The organism is Pseudomonas sp. GW823-FHT02C02, from assembly GCF_058797635.1.
Genome location: NZ_JBXAJV010000020.1, coordinates 105498 through 121939, shown reverse-complemented (window position 1 = coordinate 121939; position 16442 = coordinate 105498). Strand labels below are relative to the sequence as shown.

Below are 16442 nucleotides of genomic sequence, written 5' to 3'. Positions count from 1 at the left end.
TCTTCGTCTGACGGAATTCAACTAGTTCGTATCTGTGTGCTTTTTCAGTTAGAACTGTGTGTAGTCTTTCTCTGAGGGTAAAACAATCGAGTTAGCGTTTTTTCAATGTTTTTCCTATTGTTCGAACGCCATTGTTACTACATGTTCTTGGGAAGTTGCGTACTTACTTTTTCAAGGGATTGGACGATCATTCTTCGGCGTCGAAAGTTAAGTGAAATCGCCATCACCGTATGGAGAGATGTCGGCTTTCCAGACTTTCCTCGGCCCAATCCTTTGAAAAAATACAGGTACTCAATAATGTTCAAGACGTTTGCAATCGCCGTTCCCATGACCCTCCTGGCCCTGAGCACTTCGATGGCGTTCGCGGCGGAAGAATCGCGCACCTCCATCAACATTACCGCTGATATTCCGAGCAAGGTCTTCCACGCTCAGCCTGTAGACAAAGACTTCGGGAAAGACGAGAAAATGCAGTATCTCGTCGGCTCCGGCACCCTGACGGAAGTCCGTGGCACCTATGATATTCAACACACCAACGGCTCGGTCGGCGCTTATGTCGTGGGCGGTCCTACTCCGCTGTTCAACGGTAATCCAGCCTTGAACATTCCTCTGACCTATACCTTCAATGGCACGGAGTTGACCGCTGATTCTCAGGAAGTGGTCGGCGACACCGAGTCCAACGGCGGCATGCGCGCCGACCTGGTGATTACCGCAGAGAAGCCGGGCAACAGCCAGGTGGGGATCTACACCGCCAACCCGGTCGTCATCTTTGATGCCATTCCGCGCATCTGAAGCAAACGCGTGCTGTAAGTAAGTTCTGTCTTACTTGGCAACGTTCACCGATCGCCAGGGAGGTTGTGCCTGTCGATCGGGTTTCAACGAATTTATCTTCAGAGTATTTCGTTCATGTTCCCGATGACTCCCATCGCGACGGCGCTTGCCCTATGTTTTTGTGCGACTGCCCTGGCTGCGCCAGCGGACAACGGCCACACACCCCGAAGTCTGCTTGCGCAAGCCAAGGGATTACCGAGCGAGTTCGAAGAGCACTTCTTTGATGTGCCGCTGGCGGTGCGCGTGGAACTTGATCAGCAGTTTCTCGGTGAGGCGATGGTTGTGCTGACCCGCGACGATCGCATCACCCTCGTTGACTTCACCGATGTCAGCGATAGCACGATCAAAGCCAGCGAGCGCGACATCTGGGCCAACTACCTCAAACATGGCGTGGTGCTGGGCGCCTGCCAGGCCAATTGCCCCGAACAACTGCTGGCCGTGCACTACAGCCTGGAAAACTCGCTGGTGTCGATCCTCACGGAAAACGCCGAGCACGATGATCAGGTGCAGCGCTATTACAACCAGCCCGAAGACGGCAGCACCGGGTTGATCGTGCGCAACCAGCTGAACCTCAATGGCGGCCAGAACCAGGACCTCGGTGGTCGATACGGTCTGGAAGCGAGCAGCAGCCTGGGCAACTGGACCCAGGCGGTGAACATGCAGTTGTCCCGCCTGGGCGGTGTGGACAATCAGCTCTATCACGCCGTGCATGAGCTCTTTACCCAGCGTGAACTGGAAGGCAACTTCCTGCGCCTGGGCTTGTTCACGCCCACCTCGGAAGGCCTGACGCGCCAGCCGCGCTCCTTCGGCGCCAGCCCTGACACCGCGCTCGGCGTCATGTACGGCAGCTCCGACAGCCTGGCCATCAATAACCCGAAACCGGCGGTCTACCCGATCTACGTCACGGCCAATCGCCAGGGCTCGGTGGAAATCTATCGCGACGGTTTGCTGATCAATACTCAGGCGATACCGGCTGGTTTGCAGACCCTCGATACGCGGCCATTGCCCGGCGGCATCTATGAAGTGGAAGTGCGGCTGATCGAAGACGGCCAGATCACCTCCAGCACGCAGGAGCTGGTCTACAAACCCAACAACTGGCGCAATCATGACGAGCGCTGGCGCTACAACCTGTTTGCCGGGCGTGAATCGAAAATGCTCAGCAACTGGGATGAGCAGGCCGATGGCGACATGACTGCCGGCGCCGCCTTCAACTTCCTGCTGCACCCGCGGGTGATCCTCGGCTTGTCGGGTCGGCAAGTGAAAGACACCCTGCAATACGGCACGTCGGTCGATTGGGCCATCGTCAACAACGCCAGCGTCTTCGCCAACGTCTACAAGACTCAGGACTACGGCACCGGTTTCGACGTGCAGGGGCTTTATTCCTACGGCAGCGGCAGCCTCGTCGCCAGCCATAACCGCAGCTGGCTCGACACCACGCGGCTCTACGACACCTTGCCCGACGGCACGCGCGTGCGGCAGCGCAATGTATTTATCGGCCAGACCAGCAACTCGTCCTTGTCACTCAATCATCGCCTCACCAGCAAAAGTTCGGTCAATGCCCGGGTGTCCCACAGCGAAGGCAACACCGAAGGGGTCGGCGTGGATCTGGGCTGGACTCAACGCACGCAACTGTTCGGCAGCGACGCCAATTGGCGCCTGTCGCTGTTCGACAGGCCGGGCAGCTTCAGTTCGGGCAATGATCGAAATCGCGGCCTTGACCTGAGCGTGAGCGTGGCGCTGGGTGGCCCGGGAGAGCAGCTCTCCGGCAGCATCGGCACCCGCACCGATCGCGATGGGGGGCGTGATAACAATGCCTCGATCACTTACCGCAAAGACTTGCAGGACCACCTGCTGCAAAGCGTTTCCGCCACGGCCATCACCGACACCTATGGCCTCGGTTTGAATGCGCTGGCGACGATGCAATCGGACCGGGTCAACGGCGACGGATTTATCCAGCGCTCGTCCTACAACAACGACCTCACCGGCGGTCTCAACCTCGACAGCACCGTGGCGGTCGGCGGGCAAAAGATGATCGTGACCAGCCAATACCACCGCAATGGCGCGGGCATGATCATCGATGTCGAGTCAGACATCGACGACATCACTTTACGCGCCGACGATCTGAGCGGTGGCAGCGCAGTCCTCAAGCCCGGACGCAATTTTGTGCCGATCACGGCTTACAAAAGCAGCTCCGTCAGTTTCGATTTCGAAGGCAATCACGTGCCTGCCGCGACCATCCAGCCGGCCCGTTCCAGTTATCACCTGAACAAGGGCGGCGTGGATTATCGCCAGATTCGCGTGATGCGAACCCTCACTGTCCTCGGTCGCCTGATCGACCCCCAGGGCAACCCGCTCAAGGGCCATCACATCATCAACCACGCCAGTCGCGGGGTCAGTGAGGTGGACGGCTTCTTCTCCATGGAAATGAACGCCGGTTCACCGACCCTGGAAGTGCGCCACGGCAACCAGTTGCTGTGCCAGTTCCGCCTCGACCCGAGCCGTGGCCACACGGAAAACAACGTGCTGATGATTGGTGATTTGCGTTGCACGCCGGACACGCTGGCGGACCTGACGCTTGAGACGCCGACGGCAGGCTGATGCCCGGCACCCCGCATTTTTTTATGAGGTAAATGACGATGAAACGTCGGTTGGCACTGATTGGTTTTTGTTTGTTCACCCAGACGGCACACGCCGGGCCGAACATCAATATCGGCACGGTCTACGACTACCTGGACGGCGACAAAAGTACCTTTTTGAAACGCGTCTATAACGGCGGCGACAGCACCGCTTTCGTCAAGGTCAACATCCTTGAAATTCTCTACGACGCCGATGGCAAGTCGCGGGAGGTGCCGCTCAAATCCAATGCCGAGGGCAATTCCCGGGATGGCTTGATGGCCAGCCCGGCGCGACTGATCGTGCCCGCCAGTGGCATGCAGGGCACGCGGTTGCTGTACATGGGCGAGCGCGATAAAGAGCGCTATTTCCGTGTGCGTTTCATACCGGTGGTGCCCGAGAAGGAAGACGAATTCGCCGTCTCCGGCGAGGAGCGTGAGCAGTACAGGAAAGCCCTGTCCGCCGGGGTCACGGTGCTGGCCGGGTATGGCGCGGTGTTTTTCGTTCGCCCCAAGGACCCGCGTTACGCCAGCGTGATCGAAAACGAGGCGGCCAGGTACCGGATTCGCAATACCGGCAACACCGTGGTGGTGATCGATGAGTTCAAGGATTGCTCGGTCAAGAACGACCAGGACTGCCAGCCGACCACCAAGCATCATGTTCTGGCCGGCCGCCATTTCGAGTTCGAGAAACAGGCTGGCCGCGAGTACCGCTTCACCCTGGTTGAAGGCGAGAGCCGCAAGAAACTCGATGTGAAGGGCTGATGACTATGTTCAGACAACTGACGGTCCTGATGGTGTCGGCGATGGCCTGCCATGGTGCGTTCGCGGCCCGCGAAGTGCAGCACTTTGAAGTATTCGTGACGATCCCGAGCCAGGCGTTCTACGTCATTCCCGCAGACCCCGGCTGGATTCACCGCGAACAGTCATTGCCATGGAATCTGACGACCTCGACCCTGGGCGGCTTGCGCAAGTATTTCGATGTGAAGAGCGAAGCCGGTTCCATCGAAGCCCGCCTTGAGGGCCGGCCTTACTTGTCTAACGGGACGCAGGCCCATGACATTGGATTGCGCGTGCTGTTCAACGAAAAGTTGTTGAGCGAGGGGGAAAGCCGCGAGGTGGTTTCGCTGGTCGACGCCGCGCAGGGCAAGCGGGTTTTACTGGAAGTGCTGCCTGTGCCACCCGCCGATGGGGTTTACAAACCCGGCAACTATTTTGGAAGCGTCAACATGGTCTTCAACGCGGTGTTGCCCAAATGATGAATTTATTGAATAAGCGATCAGCCCGGACGTTGAAGGGTGCTGCATCGGCCAGCCTGCTGTGTGCGGTGTTTGCCCTGCCCATACAGGCCGCTGTGATGGACATCGAAGCGGTATTCGAGCCGGATTCCTCGAATCCGAATAATAACGTGTTCGTCAACATGACCCCGTCCGAAGGTTTTTGCCGGCAGATTCCACAGGCCTGTGCGCCCTATAAGCTGTTCAGCCTTATTGCGCCTATTTCCTTCACGGCGAATGCGCCAATCCTGGCCAACCATGCGGACCCGCGGCAAGGAGGAATGGCCCGCGTTCCCTCGGACTGGAGAGAGGTGGTGGTCACCCACGAGTCGGGTGATACCGAGGTGCTTTCCATTCGTATCGGCGGGATCGGGCACGAAGCCGCAACTCCCCGCCCTGTCACTGAACTGACCGGAGGAGGTTGGTGGGATGACTTGTGGGTAGGTGGCGGTTGGGCCTATGCGCCTATACCCTGTTCAAGTGTGGGTTGGCACTCGGCAGGGCCCTCGGGCTACAACAGTTTCTGGCGAGTCGCCAGAGGAGTGGGCGTGTGCAGCAAGACGGCGAGGTTCGATATTCCGCTTTCCTTTCGCTACCTGTACTTCGTGTTCGCTTATGAGCTGCGCACGCCTAACCCCCTGACCATGAAGACGGGCAAATACACCGGCACCATGCCGTACACCGTCGGTCCGCGTCAGGACTTCGACATGGGCGATGTCATGATCCCCAGTGACAACCAACTGACCCTCAACTTCTCTCTGGATGTTCGGCACACCCTCAAGGTCGAGATTCCACCCGGTGGCAATCGCGTTGAACTGGTTCCGCAGGGCGGCTGGCAAGCCTGGCTGACCCAAGGGCGCAAGCCCACACGGCTGTTTCGTGATCAGACGTTCAATGTGTCTTCATCGAGTCGCTTCAAGATGAGCCTGGACTGCCAGTACAGCACCGATGGCAACCGCTGCTCGGTGCGCGACCCGGCTTCAGGCCATGTCGTGCCGCTCGACGTCAGCGTGACCCTGCCCAATGGCTTGGTGGATGCCACCGATCAACCGGTCAGCCGTCGGCTGTTACGGCGCGACGGCAGTGGTACCGAGCTGTTCCAGCCGCGCTTTTATGTCGATCGCAAACCGGGCACGTTGCACTTCGAGATTGCGCAGGATGAGGTCGAGGAAATGATCAAGCCCGGTGTCGCCAGAACGTACTCGGGCACTGTCACGGTGGTTTGGGATTCGGAAGTGGGTTAAGCGTGACCCCTGATACATCACCCGATGCATCAGGGGTTGCCGATTACGACTGTGCGTCTTTTTGCAGCGCTGCGCGGGTGAGTTTTCTGCTCAGCTCTTTTTCTTCGTAACCCATGTCGTGCAGCAATTGGCCGTAGACCTCATCGGTCATGTCCTGGTCCGTCAACACCACACTGTCATCGATATTCAGGCGCCGGGCGAGGTCTTGCAGACGCTGTTTGAGGGCGCGTCGTTGTGCAATTTGCTGGCCCTTGGAACTGGCCCAGGTGTGTTGGACTTCGCGTAACTCATCGAGCAAGTCGCTCTTGGTTTCGTAAAACCGGGTATTGCGCCGGAATTCGTTCGGATAAGTGTCCTGCAGGTATTTCTGCCAGAACGGCTGTTCGATCATGTCGTTGACCAACCCATCGCCGGCCTCCATCGACATCACCGTCTCGAAGGCGGTGTCGATGGTTTTGGTGTTCACACCGGCGATGGTGCGAAACAGCATCGTCTCCGATTGCCACGGTAAACCGAGGCGTTGAGCCAGGCCGGTTTCGTAGGCAAGGTACACCTCGACCTCATCCGGATTGCCCGGGCGGCTGCCGAAATCGGCACGGGCAATGTCATCCACGCGCGCGAGGCGAGCGGCACCTCTGGCCAGGTTCACCAGTTTGCTTTCAAGCACGGCGTTGGACGTCGACAAGGCATAGGCTTCGGAGGCGAGCACCTTGATGCCCATGTGGTTGAACACCTGGGCCCCGGCATCGGCACAGGTGGTAGGCGCCCTGGCCATTTCGAACAGATCCTTGCGCAGCTCGGTGTCCAGGTCGATGGCTTCAATCATGCGCCATACCCGGCTGCTGAGTTGTTGGCGCAATTCACCACCGGCCTTGTAATCGGCCGAACGGGTCTGCTTCTGGATCAATGCAAAGAAATCCTTGGCGCCGGGCTCGGTCATCAATTCGTGCCAGGCTTCCTCGCGGAAGGTCCCCAACCCTGAGACCTCGGCACTCCACCAGACCGAATCGTCTTGCATCGGCCACAGTTCTATCGCGTCACGCGCCGCGTCGATGTAGACCTGCTCGGGCGCGAGGCCGACTGACCGTCGATACGCCTTGAAGGTGATCAGGTTGGCGTCCGAGAGCTGCTCTTCGTACAAGCGGGTCCGGGCCAGGAGGAAGGCATCTTCCGAGCCGGGCACGACTTTCGGAATGACCCTGATCGGGTTCTCCTGCATATCCAGAAAGAAGCCGCGCGGTCGACGTTTGTTGGAGGGCCCGAACAGGCCGTCGGGCCAGGTGGTAGCGCCCGTGTTGCTCAAGCTCAGGATTCTCAGCCTGGGCATGCGTCCGACGTCCGGAAGCAGGCCCAGCTTCGCGTTGTCATCGAGCCTGAGGGTTTCCAGGCGGGTCAGATTTCGCAGTTGCTCGACAGCGGAGGGGGTCAACGTGATGTCGTTGTTCATCAGTCGCAACGTGCGCAGGTGGTGCATCTTGCCGATGGTGTCGGGAAGTCGCGTCAGGCCGCAGCTACGGGCGCTCAGTTGTCGCAGATGAGGGAAGGCGCCCAAGAGGCCGGAGGTGGTTTCGGAAAAGGTCGTGCGGTCCAGATTCAAGGTGCTGATCTGATCGAGGTAGCGTTTGATATCCGGCAGTTCCTTCCACCAGCGTTCGAGGTCGAGCACCTGGAACTCTGTGGACAGGTCCAGCGCATACCCGCCGTCGGCCGTGATGCTGCGTTCACCAAAGACCGTGGGCTTGCGTTTGAAACAGTCGATAAAGCGTTCGGCAATGTGCAACCCGCCACTGTTGACGAACCCGCGCTGATCCGGCCCCCAGTTATCCGGCTGCTGGTAGCGCCAGCGATTCAACAGTACTCGCAGGTCGTCCAGTTCGCGGTCCAGTCGGGTCAGTGTCTGGTGCCCTTGCTCCTGCGAACCGAGGGATCGAACGAAGGTATTGACCTCGCGGTCGTTGAAGTGAGGGTAAATGTCCTGCACCCGTTGGGTGAGCGTGGGGGCGACTGTGGAGAAGCCGGGACCGCGCAACAGGATCATGTCTTCATGGTCAGCCAGCGGACGGATCGGCGGGGCGGCGAGCGCCGTGCGGCGCTGCGCCGGTGTCTCGGTCTTGGCCATCACCCATTGCTTGAAGAACCCCCCCTGGCCTGGCCGATAACCCAACTGCGCCAGTTTGTTTTTCGGCAGGGCGTTGAGAACGGCTTCGTAAAAGTCAGTGGCGTCGTGCAGTTTTCGGTTGTCACCGTCCCAGACTTCGAACCGGTTGCCATCGTCCTTGACCAGCACCCGGACCATCGACGCGTCTTCGGCCCCTACACGGCTACGCAAGGGACCGGCATCGTTGCCTTCACGAACCTCGATGCGCAATTGCGCGAACGTGTCGGTATGAATCCTCAAGGCGTTCAGCACCAGGCTTTCGGTTTGCGCCACCCACTGCGCGCCGTCCTGGAAGCCTTCATAGGCGTGGTTGGTCCGGGCTTCGAAGGCCGCCTCACGGGCGCGGCTCTTGAGGCTCAAGGGCAGTCGTTGCGTTTGGGTCATGCGCTTGAGGTCGGCAGCGTCAGTGGTGTTCAGCAGCGTCGCGGCGGCACGGGACGGTAACTCGGGAAAGGTGTGGCGCATGAGTCGCAGCGGCGGATCGTCGAACGCCTGGGCCCCTTGGTAAAGCTGATTGATGATGTCTGGGGTCAGCCGATCGGCTTCGTCCGCCAGTCGATTGCGCAAGGCTTGCACCCGTTCACGTTGGGCGGTGGACCGACCGAGCACGGCGTGCAGTTCTTCTTCGTTGAGAAACTCGACAAGGTCTGGCGCAAATTGCTCGCTCATGAGGTTGGACAAACTGGTGGACAGGGTCTGTTCGGCCGTCGCATCGGCATTGCCGTACTGGCGGAACCGGCCGCTCATGTCGGCGTTTTCGTAGACCTTCAGGGCTTTGTCCGCGGGCCAGCCGTCCAGGTAAGTCGCCAGCGGTTCAAACCAGTAGGAGGAGGGATCCAGAGGCTGGCCTGAACGAATCCTCTCGATGGCCTGGCGGGTCTGGCGCTGGATGTTCAAGCGGGTGAGGCTGTCGTCGAGTAACGGTGGCGGGGCCGTGTTGTCGACGTACATCCGGCGCAGCGCACCGTCGTCGGTACCGCTGGCGATGCGAACGGCTTCGAGTTCCGCGTCGCTGAAGCCCTCCACGGTGTGGCCGAGACGGCGCATCAACGTCGGACGATTCCAGGCTCGCGGGTTCTCGGCTTCATGGGTCCAGGCGCCGAGGCCGTTGTGTTTCAACTCGGGCAGGTAAGCATTGTCGCGATGCGGGTGTTTGACCCGGTAGTTGCCGGTTTGCGGATCCTTTTGCACGGCGTAGTGCTTGTCATCCAGCGGCAGAACAGCCTCGCCCTCGTGAGCGTGCAGCCCCAGCGCGTCAGGTCTGGAGTCCGGCGATAACTGCACATCCGGCCATTCATAAGGTTTGAGGTCGGGGTGCCACAGCCGGGGTTCGCCATTGGGCAGGGTGACCGGTTTCATGCCTTCGATCAGCGGCGACAGTTTCAGGCGTGCCAGCGCACCGATCTGCGCACCGGCGGCGAACGCTTCCAGCTGAAGAACATCGGTGACCAGGCCGACAATGTGTTCGGTGGCTTCAGTCCACAGTCCCAGGGTCATGTCGACGAGGCCTTCGATGGCGTCGCTGGCCATCTGATAAGCCATGTAGCCCATCATCAGCTGGCCCAGTCCGGGCACGAACGGCGTGACGACCATCAGGGCGATGTTGAAGATGTCCGAGACGATTTTCTTGAAGTTCTCCCACCAGGCCCATCGTGCATGGGTATCGGCATCGGCGGTGGACACGGCGATGTGACGGGCGTCATTGAGGACCTTGTTGAGCTTTTGCTCGAACAGGTACTGCCACAGTTCGCCGCTGATCGGTGCGGTGTTGAACTGCAGACGAGGGGCAGTGATAGCCTCTTCGCGCCAGCTCGGCCTCGGGTCAAGCGGCTCTTTGCGATGCCATTTCACTTGGAACAGGCGTTGTTGCAACCCGCCGAAAAAATGCCCCCGATCGGATTGATCGACGAACCGGCTGAAGAATTGCTGGTAGGTCATGCCGGTGGAGGAGATGACAGCGTTGTCGCGCAGCTGACGCGTCAGCTCTTTCATCAGCGCGAGGGTCGAGGGGTACTCTTTCAGCGGGTGCTCGGGGTCTTGTGGGACATACGCGAAGATCGGCACTACCTTATGGACCCGGTTCAGATCCGGCGTAATCAAGACGATGCCGGTCAGCAGGCTGTCGAGCATGGACAGTTTGGCGAACTGCATGATTCGGCCTTTGCGGGTGAGGTTGCGCTGGCCATCGAGCATCATCAGGATCAGGTCACCGGCATCGGCGTCGATGTCGCCCTTCAGGACGGCCAGCTGAGCGGCCGCTTTAAACGCGGCTTTCTCGTTCTCGATGATCTTGTGTTTCAAAACCACTTGGGCGAGGCCATCCCTGGGCCGCAATTGTTCTTCGAGGTATTTCGTGTAGCGCGCGCCAATGTCCAGCGTGCGACACAGGGTCTGGAACTGGGCGATGGACATTTTGCGTTTGATCGCCAGGGTGTCGAAATGCCCGCGGGCATCGGGCTGGCTGATGAAGTTCGAGTCCGCCTCGCAGGTTTCGCGGCTCGCGAAGTTATGCAAGGCCGCGTCCAGCAGCGAAACGGTGCGGGTCACCACGCCGTTGAGGTTGCTGGCATACCAGGGGAGCTGTTTGGGTAGATAAAGGTGCAGGTAAGTGGTCTTTACATCGACGTCGACACCGAACTGTTCCAGCAACGCCCTGGTCAGCAACGGTTCGGCGAATTCGTAAACGCCTTGGATCTTGTCCATGACCCGGTCGACAGTGTTTTGAGCGGACCAGAGTTCGAGGTTGGCGTGTTGTAGCGGGGTGTGATCGAAACCCTTGGTGCTCTGTACCCAATACCCTGAAGCCGTTTGCGTGAGGCTCAGTTCCCGGATCCGTCGCAGTGACGCGTCCTTGAACGTGGGGTGGATACGGCTTTTGATGAAATCGTAGTGGCGACCTTTATTGTCATCCGCCCCCCGTGTCGGTCGCGCTGATATACGTCCGTGTAAGTCAGTCATGCTTTTAATAAACCTTGAGCGTTAAGTGGAATGACCAGCCTAACGCCCGAGGCTCAAAGTAAAAGCCTGAATTACCGCTGCTTAATCAGTGTCAGCCGCCCATAAACATTGGAATTACCAATGCCGAAAATAGGTAATTACCGCCTTTTTTCAGCGCCGTGCGACCTCCACCGGCAGGCATTGTGTATGCGCACCCGGTTGCAGATAGGGCGTGAGAATCGGTGCCATGCCTTTGAGCACTTGCACGGGCAGCGCCGAGGTGAACTTGAAGGCCTCGGCGGTGCGCCCGGGCACGAAGGCAGTCAACGTACCGAAGTGGCTATCACCGATATAGAACACGAAAGTGGCGGTGCGGTTGATCGACTTCGAACTCAGAATCCGCCCGCCGGAACCAATGGCTTCGATGCGGTTATCCCCGGTCCCGGTCTTGCCGCCCATCGCCAGGGGTTTGCCATCGGGGGTGATGAAACTGCCGGACACCCGTTTGGCCGTACCGGCATCCACAACCTGCGACAACGCCTCGCGCATGGCCGTGGCCACTTCGGACGGCATCACCCGTTTGCCGGCGACCGGGTCATTGATCAGTTTGGTTTCGTACGGGGTGTTCGCCGCGAAATGCAGGGTGTCGATGCGCAGTGTCGGCATGCGCACACCGTCGTTGAGGATGGTGCCGATCAACTCGCCCAAGGCGGCCGGGCGATCGCCGGAACTGCCGATGGCGGTGGCCAGCGACGGTACCAGGTGATCGAACGGGTAACCGACTTTCTGCCAGCGCTGATGAATGTCGAGGAACGCTTCGATTTCCAGCATGGTGCGAATACGGCTGTCGCGGGCGCCCTTGTGACGACTCTTGAACAGCCAACTGTAGACTTCCTGACGCTCGAACTGGCTGGCTTTGACGATCTGGCTCCACTTGGCATCCGGGTTGTTCAGCAGGTAGCCCATGAGCCACAGGTCCAGCGGGTGAACCTTGGCGATGAAACCCTGATCCGGCAAGTCGTAGGCGCCGGGGCTGTAATTTTCGTAGAGCCGTTGCAGGCGTTCGTCGGTGAGTTTTTCGGTGAGCTTGGCGCCTTTGAGGTGTGCCCGCACGAAGGCATTGAAGCTTTCCTGGCTGGCCTGCGGCAGCAAATAGCGGTGCACCGCCGCCAGGCGAATCGGCGTCGGACGCATGCTGTCCAGAAAGGTGTCGAGTCGCGCCTGGGTGTCCTTGTTTTTGTATTTCTTCCAGAACTTGAGCAGGAACGAAGTCCCTTCGCGGTCGGCGAAACTGGCCAGGTATTCCTGACGCCGCGGGTCGCGATCGTCCTTGAGCAATTCGGCGCTGTTGTTGGGGCCGGAGTACGTGGTGTAGCGCACCAGGTCACGCATCAGGCGAATGAACGGCAGGTTGATCGACTCACGCAACGCATCACGCAGGGTCGGAATGCGACCGTTGTCTTCCTTGCGGAAGTTGACGAAGGTGTGCAGCCCGCCTCCGGTAAAAAACGCTTCGCCGGGGCTGGCCGAATATTTACGATCCAGCGCGGCACCGAGCATGGCCGGCAGGTTGCGGTCCTTGTTCTCAATCAGGTAGTCGATGGCCCAGCGGCTCAGGCGATCCTGATCCGGGATGTCGACTTTCTTCAGTTCCGGGACGGTCATTTCGGCATATTTATCGTGCAGCTCGGCCATGATTTGCAGGTAGGTGGTGAGCACGCGCATTTTCGCGGTAGAGCCCAGTTCCAGCTTGCTGCCTTCATTGATGTCGAACGGCTGGTCGGTGCTGTCGGTCTGTACCCGCACACGCGCGCCGTCCGGTGTCAGCTCAAACAATGTGAAGCTGTAGCGCACCTGAGTGGTGCTGGTGGGGGTGAGCAAGCGTTCGCCCATCAGCCCGATTTGTGTGGCGAACGCCGGGTCGGCCAGGCGCTTGAGATACTCGGTAGCCTGGCTTTGCAATTCACCTTGCAGGGTGCTGGTGGCGGAAAGGTCGAGGCGGTCGAGATCGTACAGCGGACGATTGAGCAACCCGCCCAGACGGCTGCGCGCCACGCTGATGCCTTTGTTGGTTTCAATCGGCTGGATGGTCGGTTGGGTCTGCCAGTCGCGGTAGGTCACCTGGCTGGCCAGGGCGGCGGCGGCGAAGGGTGCGTCGATCACGCCATTCGCCGCCAGCAGGCGGATGTGGCTGTCGGTGAGGTCGGCCAGTTCATCATGACCCTTGGTCAGGTAATGAGAAGGGCGGCGCTGGGCGATCATCAGCGAGAGCATTTCACGCAGCGCCAGGCCTTTTTCGGCCATGCTCTTGGGGTCCGTGTCGGTGCTGGCCAGCCGTTCGTTGGCCTTGTTGAAGTCGGCGCCGTACCAGACGCGCAACCCTTCGGCCATGCCATGCACTTCACCGTGTCCCGGTACCGCCGACAGCGGCACGCTATTGAGGTAATCGCGCACCACATTTTGCCGGACCTGCAAGGTTTCCGGCCCCGCTTGATAAGCACGCACGGTGGCGGAAATCATCTGCCGGATCTTTTCCGCGCCTGACACCGTCAGGCCATCGGGCGAGTGCCGGTATTTCTCCAGTTGCGTCGCCAGCGTACTGCCGCCCGCCGACTGCCCTGGTATATGCAGCAGCTTGGCAACCTGGGACCAGATCGCCATGCCGAACCGTGGCCAGTCCACGGCGGGGTTGGCCAGGGGCTGACGAGGATCGAGCAAAAAGCGGTTTTCAATAAACAGCAGGCTGCTGACCACCACGGGCGGAATCGACTCAAAGCTTGAATACAGTTGTTGGGGGTATTTGTACTGGTACAGCGGCGCCGCACGGCAATCGGTGATCGACAGTCCAGCCTGTATTTTCTCCGCGTAAGGCACGAAAAAGCCCTTGTCGGTGTAGTTCATCAGCTTTTCAGAGAAGCGGGTTTGCGACGCAATAACGTAGTCACGCTTGAGCAATCGCGGCAGAAACTCACCCAGCGAGCTGTAGCCCAGACGCAAGTCGAAAGGGCCTGCGCCTGGATAACGAATCGCGTCGCTGGGGCCGGGTTTCATTTCGTAACTCAGGGAGGCGGCGAATTTGCTGACCTCGCGGGATTGAAACTTCGAGGTACGCATTTCCTTGGCAGCGGCAAGCCCCAAGACAATCAGGATAATAATCAGCAACAACCAAAACGCCCCCCAGCCATGCTTTGTGCGACTGCCAGGGGGTTTTTCAGGAATAGGCGCTTCATCCACACGTTCAGTCGGGACCACAGTTTTACTCGTATCGGTTTGCCATAACGCGCCCATAGTCGACTGATCCATTCACGCAGATTGATCTGACTTGTCTGAAGCTTAGTCGGTGGTTGGCGATGGTGAAGAAATTGTGGACGCACAGATCTCAAATATTCCCCATTCCCTGTGGCGAGGGAGCTTGCTCCCGCTGGGCTGCGAAGCAGACCCGAATTTGCCATCTCGGTCTTTCAGCAGAACCGCGATCACCGGTTTTGCGACTGCTGCGCAGCCGAGCGGGAGCAAGCTCCCTCGCCACAGGCTAGTGCCTGCCTGAAATGCCCTTCCTAGACACGTCGAATAGCAAATAAGGCCCGCCCAGGGGCATGACGATGCACCAATGCTGTGCAATACTCGGCGGCGTTTCAGTTGGTGAAAGATCCTACAAAAGTCAGGTAATGCCCCTCCGCTAACCGGGCTTTTCCCGAGAGTTCTGGCTGAATGTTGTGGTTTATAGAGTGAAAAACCCTGTACGAAGCTTTTTATACTGCACGCCCCGCTGATCTTGCCGGTGTTGTCCTGCAAGACGGGTTTGCTCACGAAGCAGGCCCGGTTTCTCAGAAGCAATGGCTTACCGGTCAGCGCTTTGTTACTCGGTGGTCATATCCAATAACAAGACGAGGTTGTACCCCTATGCCAGTCGGCAATCATCTGCCCCATGGCGAGACCGCTCAGGGCGGCCCGCTTAAACGCGAACTCGGCGAACGGCATATCCGCTTGATGGCGCTCGGAGCGTGTATCGGCGTCGGTCTGTTCCTCGGTTCGGCCAAGGCCATCGAAATGGCCGGCCCCGCCATCATGCTGTCCTACATCATCGGCGGTCTGGCGATCCTGGTGATCATGCGCGCCCTCGGTGAGATGGCCGTGCACAACCCGGTCGCCGGCTCCTTCAGCCGTTACGCTCAAGACTACCTCGGCCCCTTGGCGGGCTTCCTGACAGGCTGGAATTACTGGTTCCTGTGGCTGGTGACCTGTGTCGCGGAAATCACCGCCGTGGCGGTGTACATGGGCGTCTGGTTCCCCGATGTGCCGCGCTGGATCTGGGCACTCGCCGCGTTGATCAGCATGGGTTCGATCAACCTGATCGCGGTGAAAGCCTTCGGTGAATTCGAGTTCTGGTTCGCCCTGATCAAGATCGTCACCATCATTGCGATGGTGATCGGCGGTATCGGCGTGATCGCGTTCGGTTTCGGCAATGACGGCGTGGCGCTGGGGATTTCCAATCTCTGGGCCCACGGCGGCTTCATGCCCAACGGCGTGCAAGGCGTATTGATGTCGCTGCAGATGGTGATGTTCGCCTACCTCGGTGTCGAGATGATCGGCCTGACCGCCGGTGAAGCGAAGAACCCGCAGAAGACCATTCCCAACGCGATCGGCTCGGTGTTCTGGCGGATTCTGCTGTTCTACGTCGGTGCGTTGTTCGTGATCCTGTCGATCTACCCGTGGAACGAAATCGGCACCCAGGGCAGTCCGTTCGTGATGACGTTCGAACGCCTGGGGATCAAGACCGCGGCCGGCATCATCAACTTTGTGGTAATCACCGCAGCGCTGTCGTCCTGCAATGGTGGCATCTTCAGCACCGGGCGCATGCTTTACAGCCTGGCGCAGAATGGCCAGGCCCCGGCCGGTTTTGCCACGACATCGAGCAACGGCGTGCCCCGTCGCGCGTTGCTGTTGTCGATCTTCGTGCTGTTGCTGGGCGTGCTGCTCAACTACATGGTCCCGGAAAAAGTCTTCGTCTGGGTGACGGCGATTGCCACTTTCGGCGCGATCTGGACCTGGGTGATGATCCTGCTGGCCCAGCTCAAATTCCGCAAAGGCCTGAGTGCCAGCGAACGTGCCGGTCTGAAATACAAGATGTGGCTGTACCCGGTCAGCTCGTACCTGGCGCTGGCGTTCCTGATGTTGGTGGTCGGCCTGATGGCTTACTTCCCGGAAACCCGCGTGGCGCTGTACGTCGGCCCGGCGTTCCTGGTGCTGCTGACGGTGTTGTTCTACGTGTTCAAGCTGCAACCGACCAATGTGTCGCAAGGTGCGGTGCGTTCGGCTGCGTAAGTCGTAACGCCTGAAACGCAAAAGCCCCGGTCCATTGGCCGGGGCCTTTTTATTGGCTGAC

Annotated in this window: 8 protein-coding genes; 6 read left to right on the top strand and 2 right to left on the bottom strand. The window is 59.4% G+C overall.

The genetic code is table 11. The features are described from left to right. The first annotated feature begins 297 nt into the window (after positions 1-297). The 5 genes from AC1ROI_RS28470 (at position 298) to AC1ROI_RS28450 (ending at position 5961) form a co-directional block, all read left to right on the top strand. Positions 298-789, top strand: coding sequence for a CS1 type fimbrial major subunit (locus AC1ROI_RS28470; RefSeq protein WP_010457768.1), 492 nt, complete (start codon positions 298-300; stop codon positions 787-789). A 114-nt stretch (positions 790-903) separates the two neighbouring features. Then, on the top strand, positions 904-3426 hold the full coding sequence (locus tag AC1ROI_RS28465) for a TcfC E-set like domain-containing protein (RefSeq protein WP_077749809.1): 2523 nt from the start codon (positions 904-906) through the stop codon (positions 3424-3426). A 38-nt stretch (positions 3427-3464) separates the two neighbouring features. Then, complete coding sequence (locus tag AC1ROI_RS28460) at positions 3465-4205, top strand: hypothetical protein (RefSeq protein ID WP_010457763.1); 741 nt, start codon at positions 3465-3467, stop codon at positions 4203-4205. Positions 4206-4210: 5 nt separating this feature from the next. After that, positions 4211-4699 carry a CS1 type fimbrial major subunit gene (locus AC1ROI_RS28455; RefSeq protein WP_042933024.1) on the top strand — a complete coding sequence of 163 codons (489 nt, stop codon included), beginning with the start codon at positions 4211-4213 and terminating at the stop codon, positions 4697-4699. Then, complete coding sequence (locus AC1ROI_RS28450; protein ID WP_102599731.1) at positions 4696-5961, top strand: hypothetical protein; 1266 nt, start codon at positions 4696-4698, stop codon at positions 5959-5961. The genes AC1ROI_RS28455 and AC1ROI_RS28450 overlap by 4 nt, the downstream gene beginning before the upstream one ends. 43 nt (positions 5962-6004) lie before the next feature. Here AC1ROI_RS28450 and AC1ROI_RS28445 read toward each other — a convergent pair whose 3' ends face one another. Continuing rightward, entirely contained in the window at positions 6005-11077 is a 5073-nt protein-coding gene (locus AC1ROI_RS28445; RefSeq protein WP_102594187.1) for an NEL-type E3 ubiquitin ligase domain-containing protein, read from the bottom strand. 150 nt (positions 11078-11227) lie between these two features. Further along, complete coding sequence (locus AC1ROI_RS28440; protein WP_102594186.1) at positions 11228-14344, bottom strand: transglycosylase domain-containing protein; 3117 nt, start codon at positions 14342-14344, stop codon at positions 11228-11230. Between the two features lie 615 nt (positions 14345-14959). On the opposite strand from AC1ROI_RS28440, the gene AC1ROI_RS28435 reads away from it, so the two are divergent. Then, positions 14960-16381 carry an amino acid permease gene (locus AC1ROI_RS28435; protein WP_102594185.1) on the top strand — a complete coding sequence of 474 codons (1422 nt, stop codon included), beginning with the start codon at positions 14960-14962 and terminating at the stop codon, positions 16379-16381. Positions 16382-16442 lie beyond the last annotated feature (61 nt).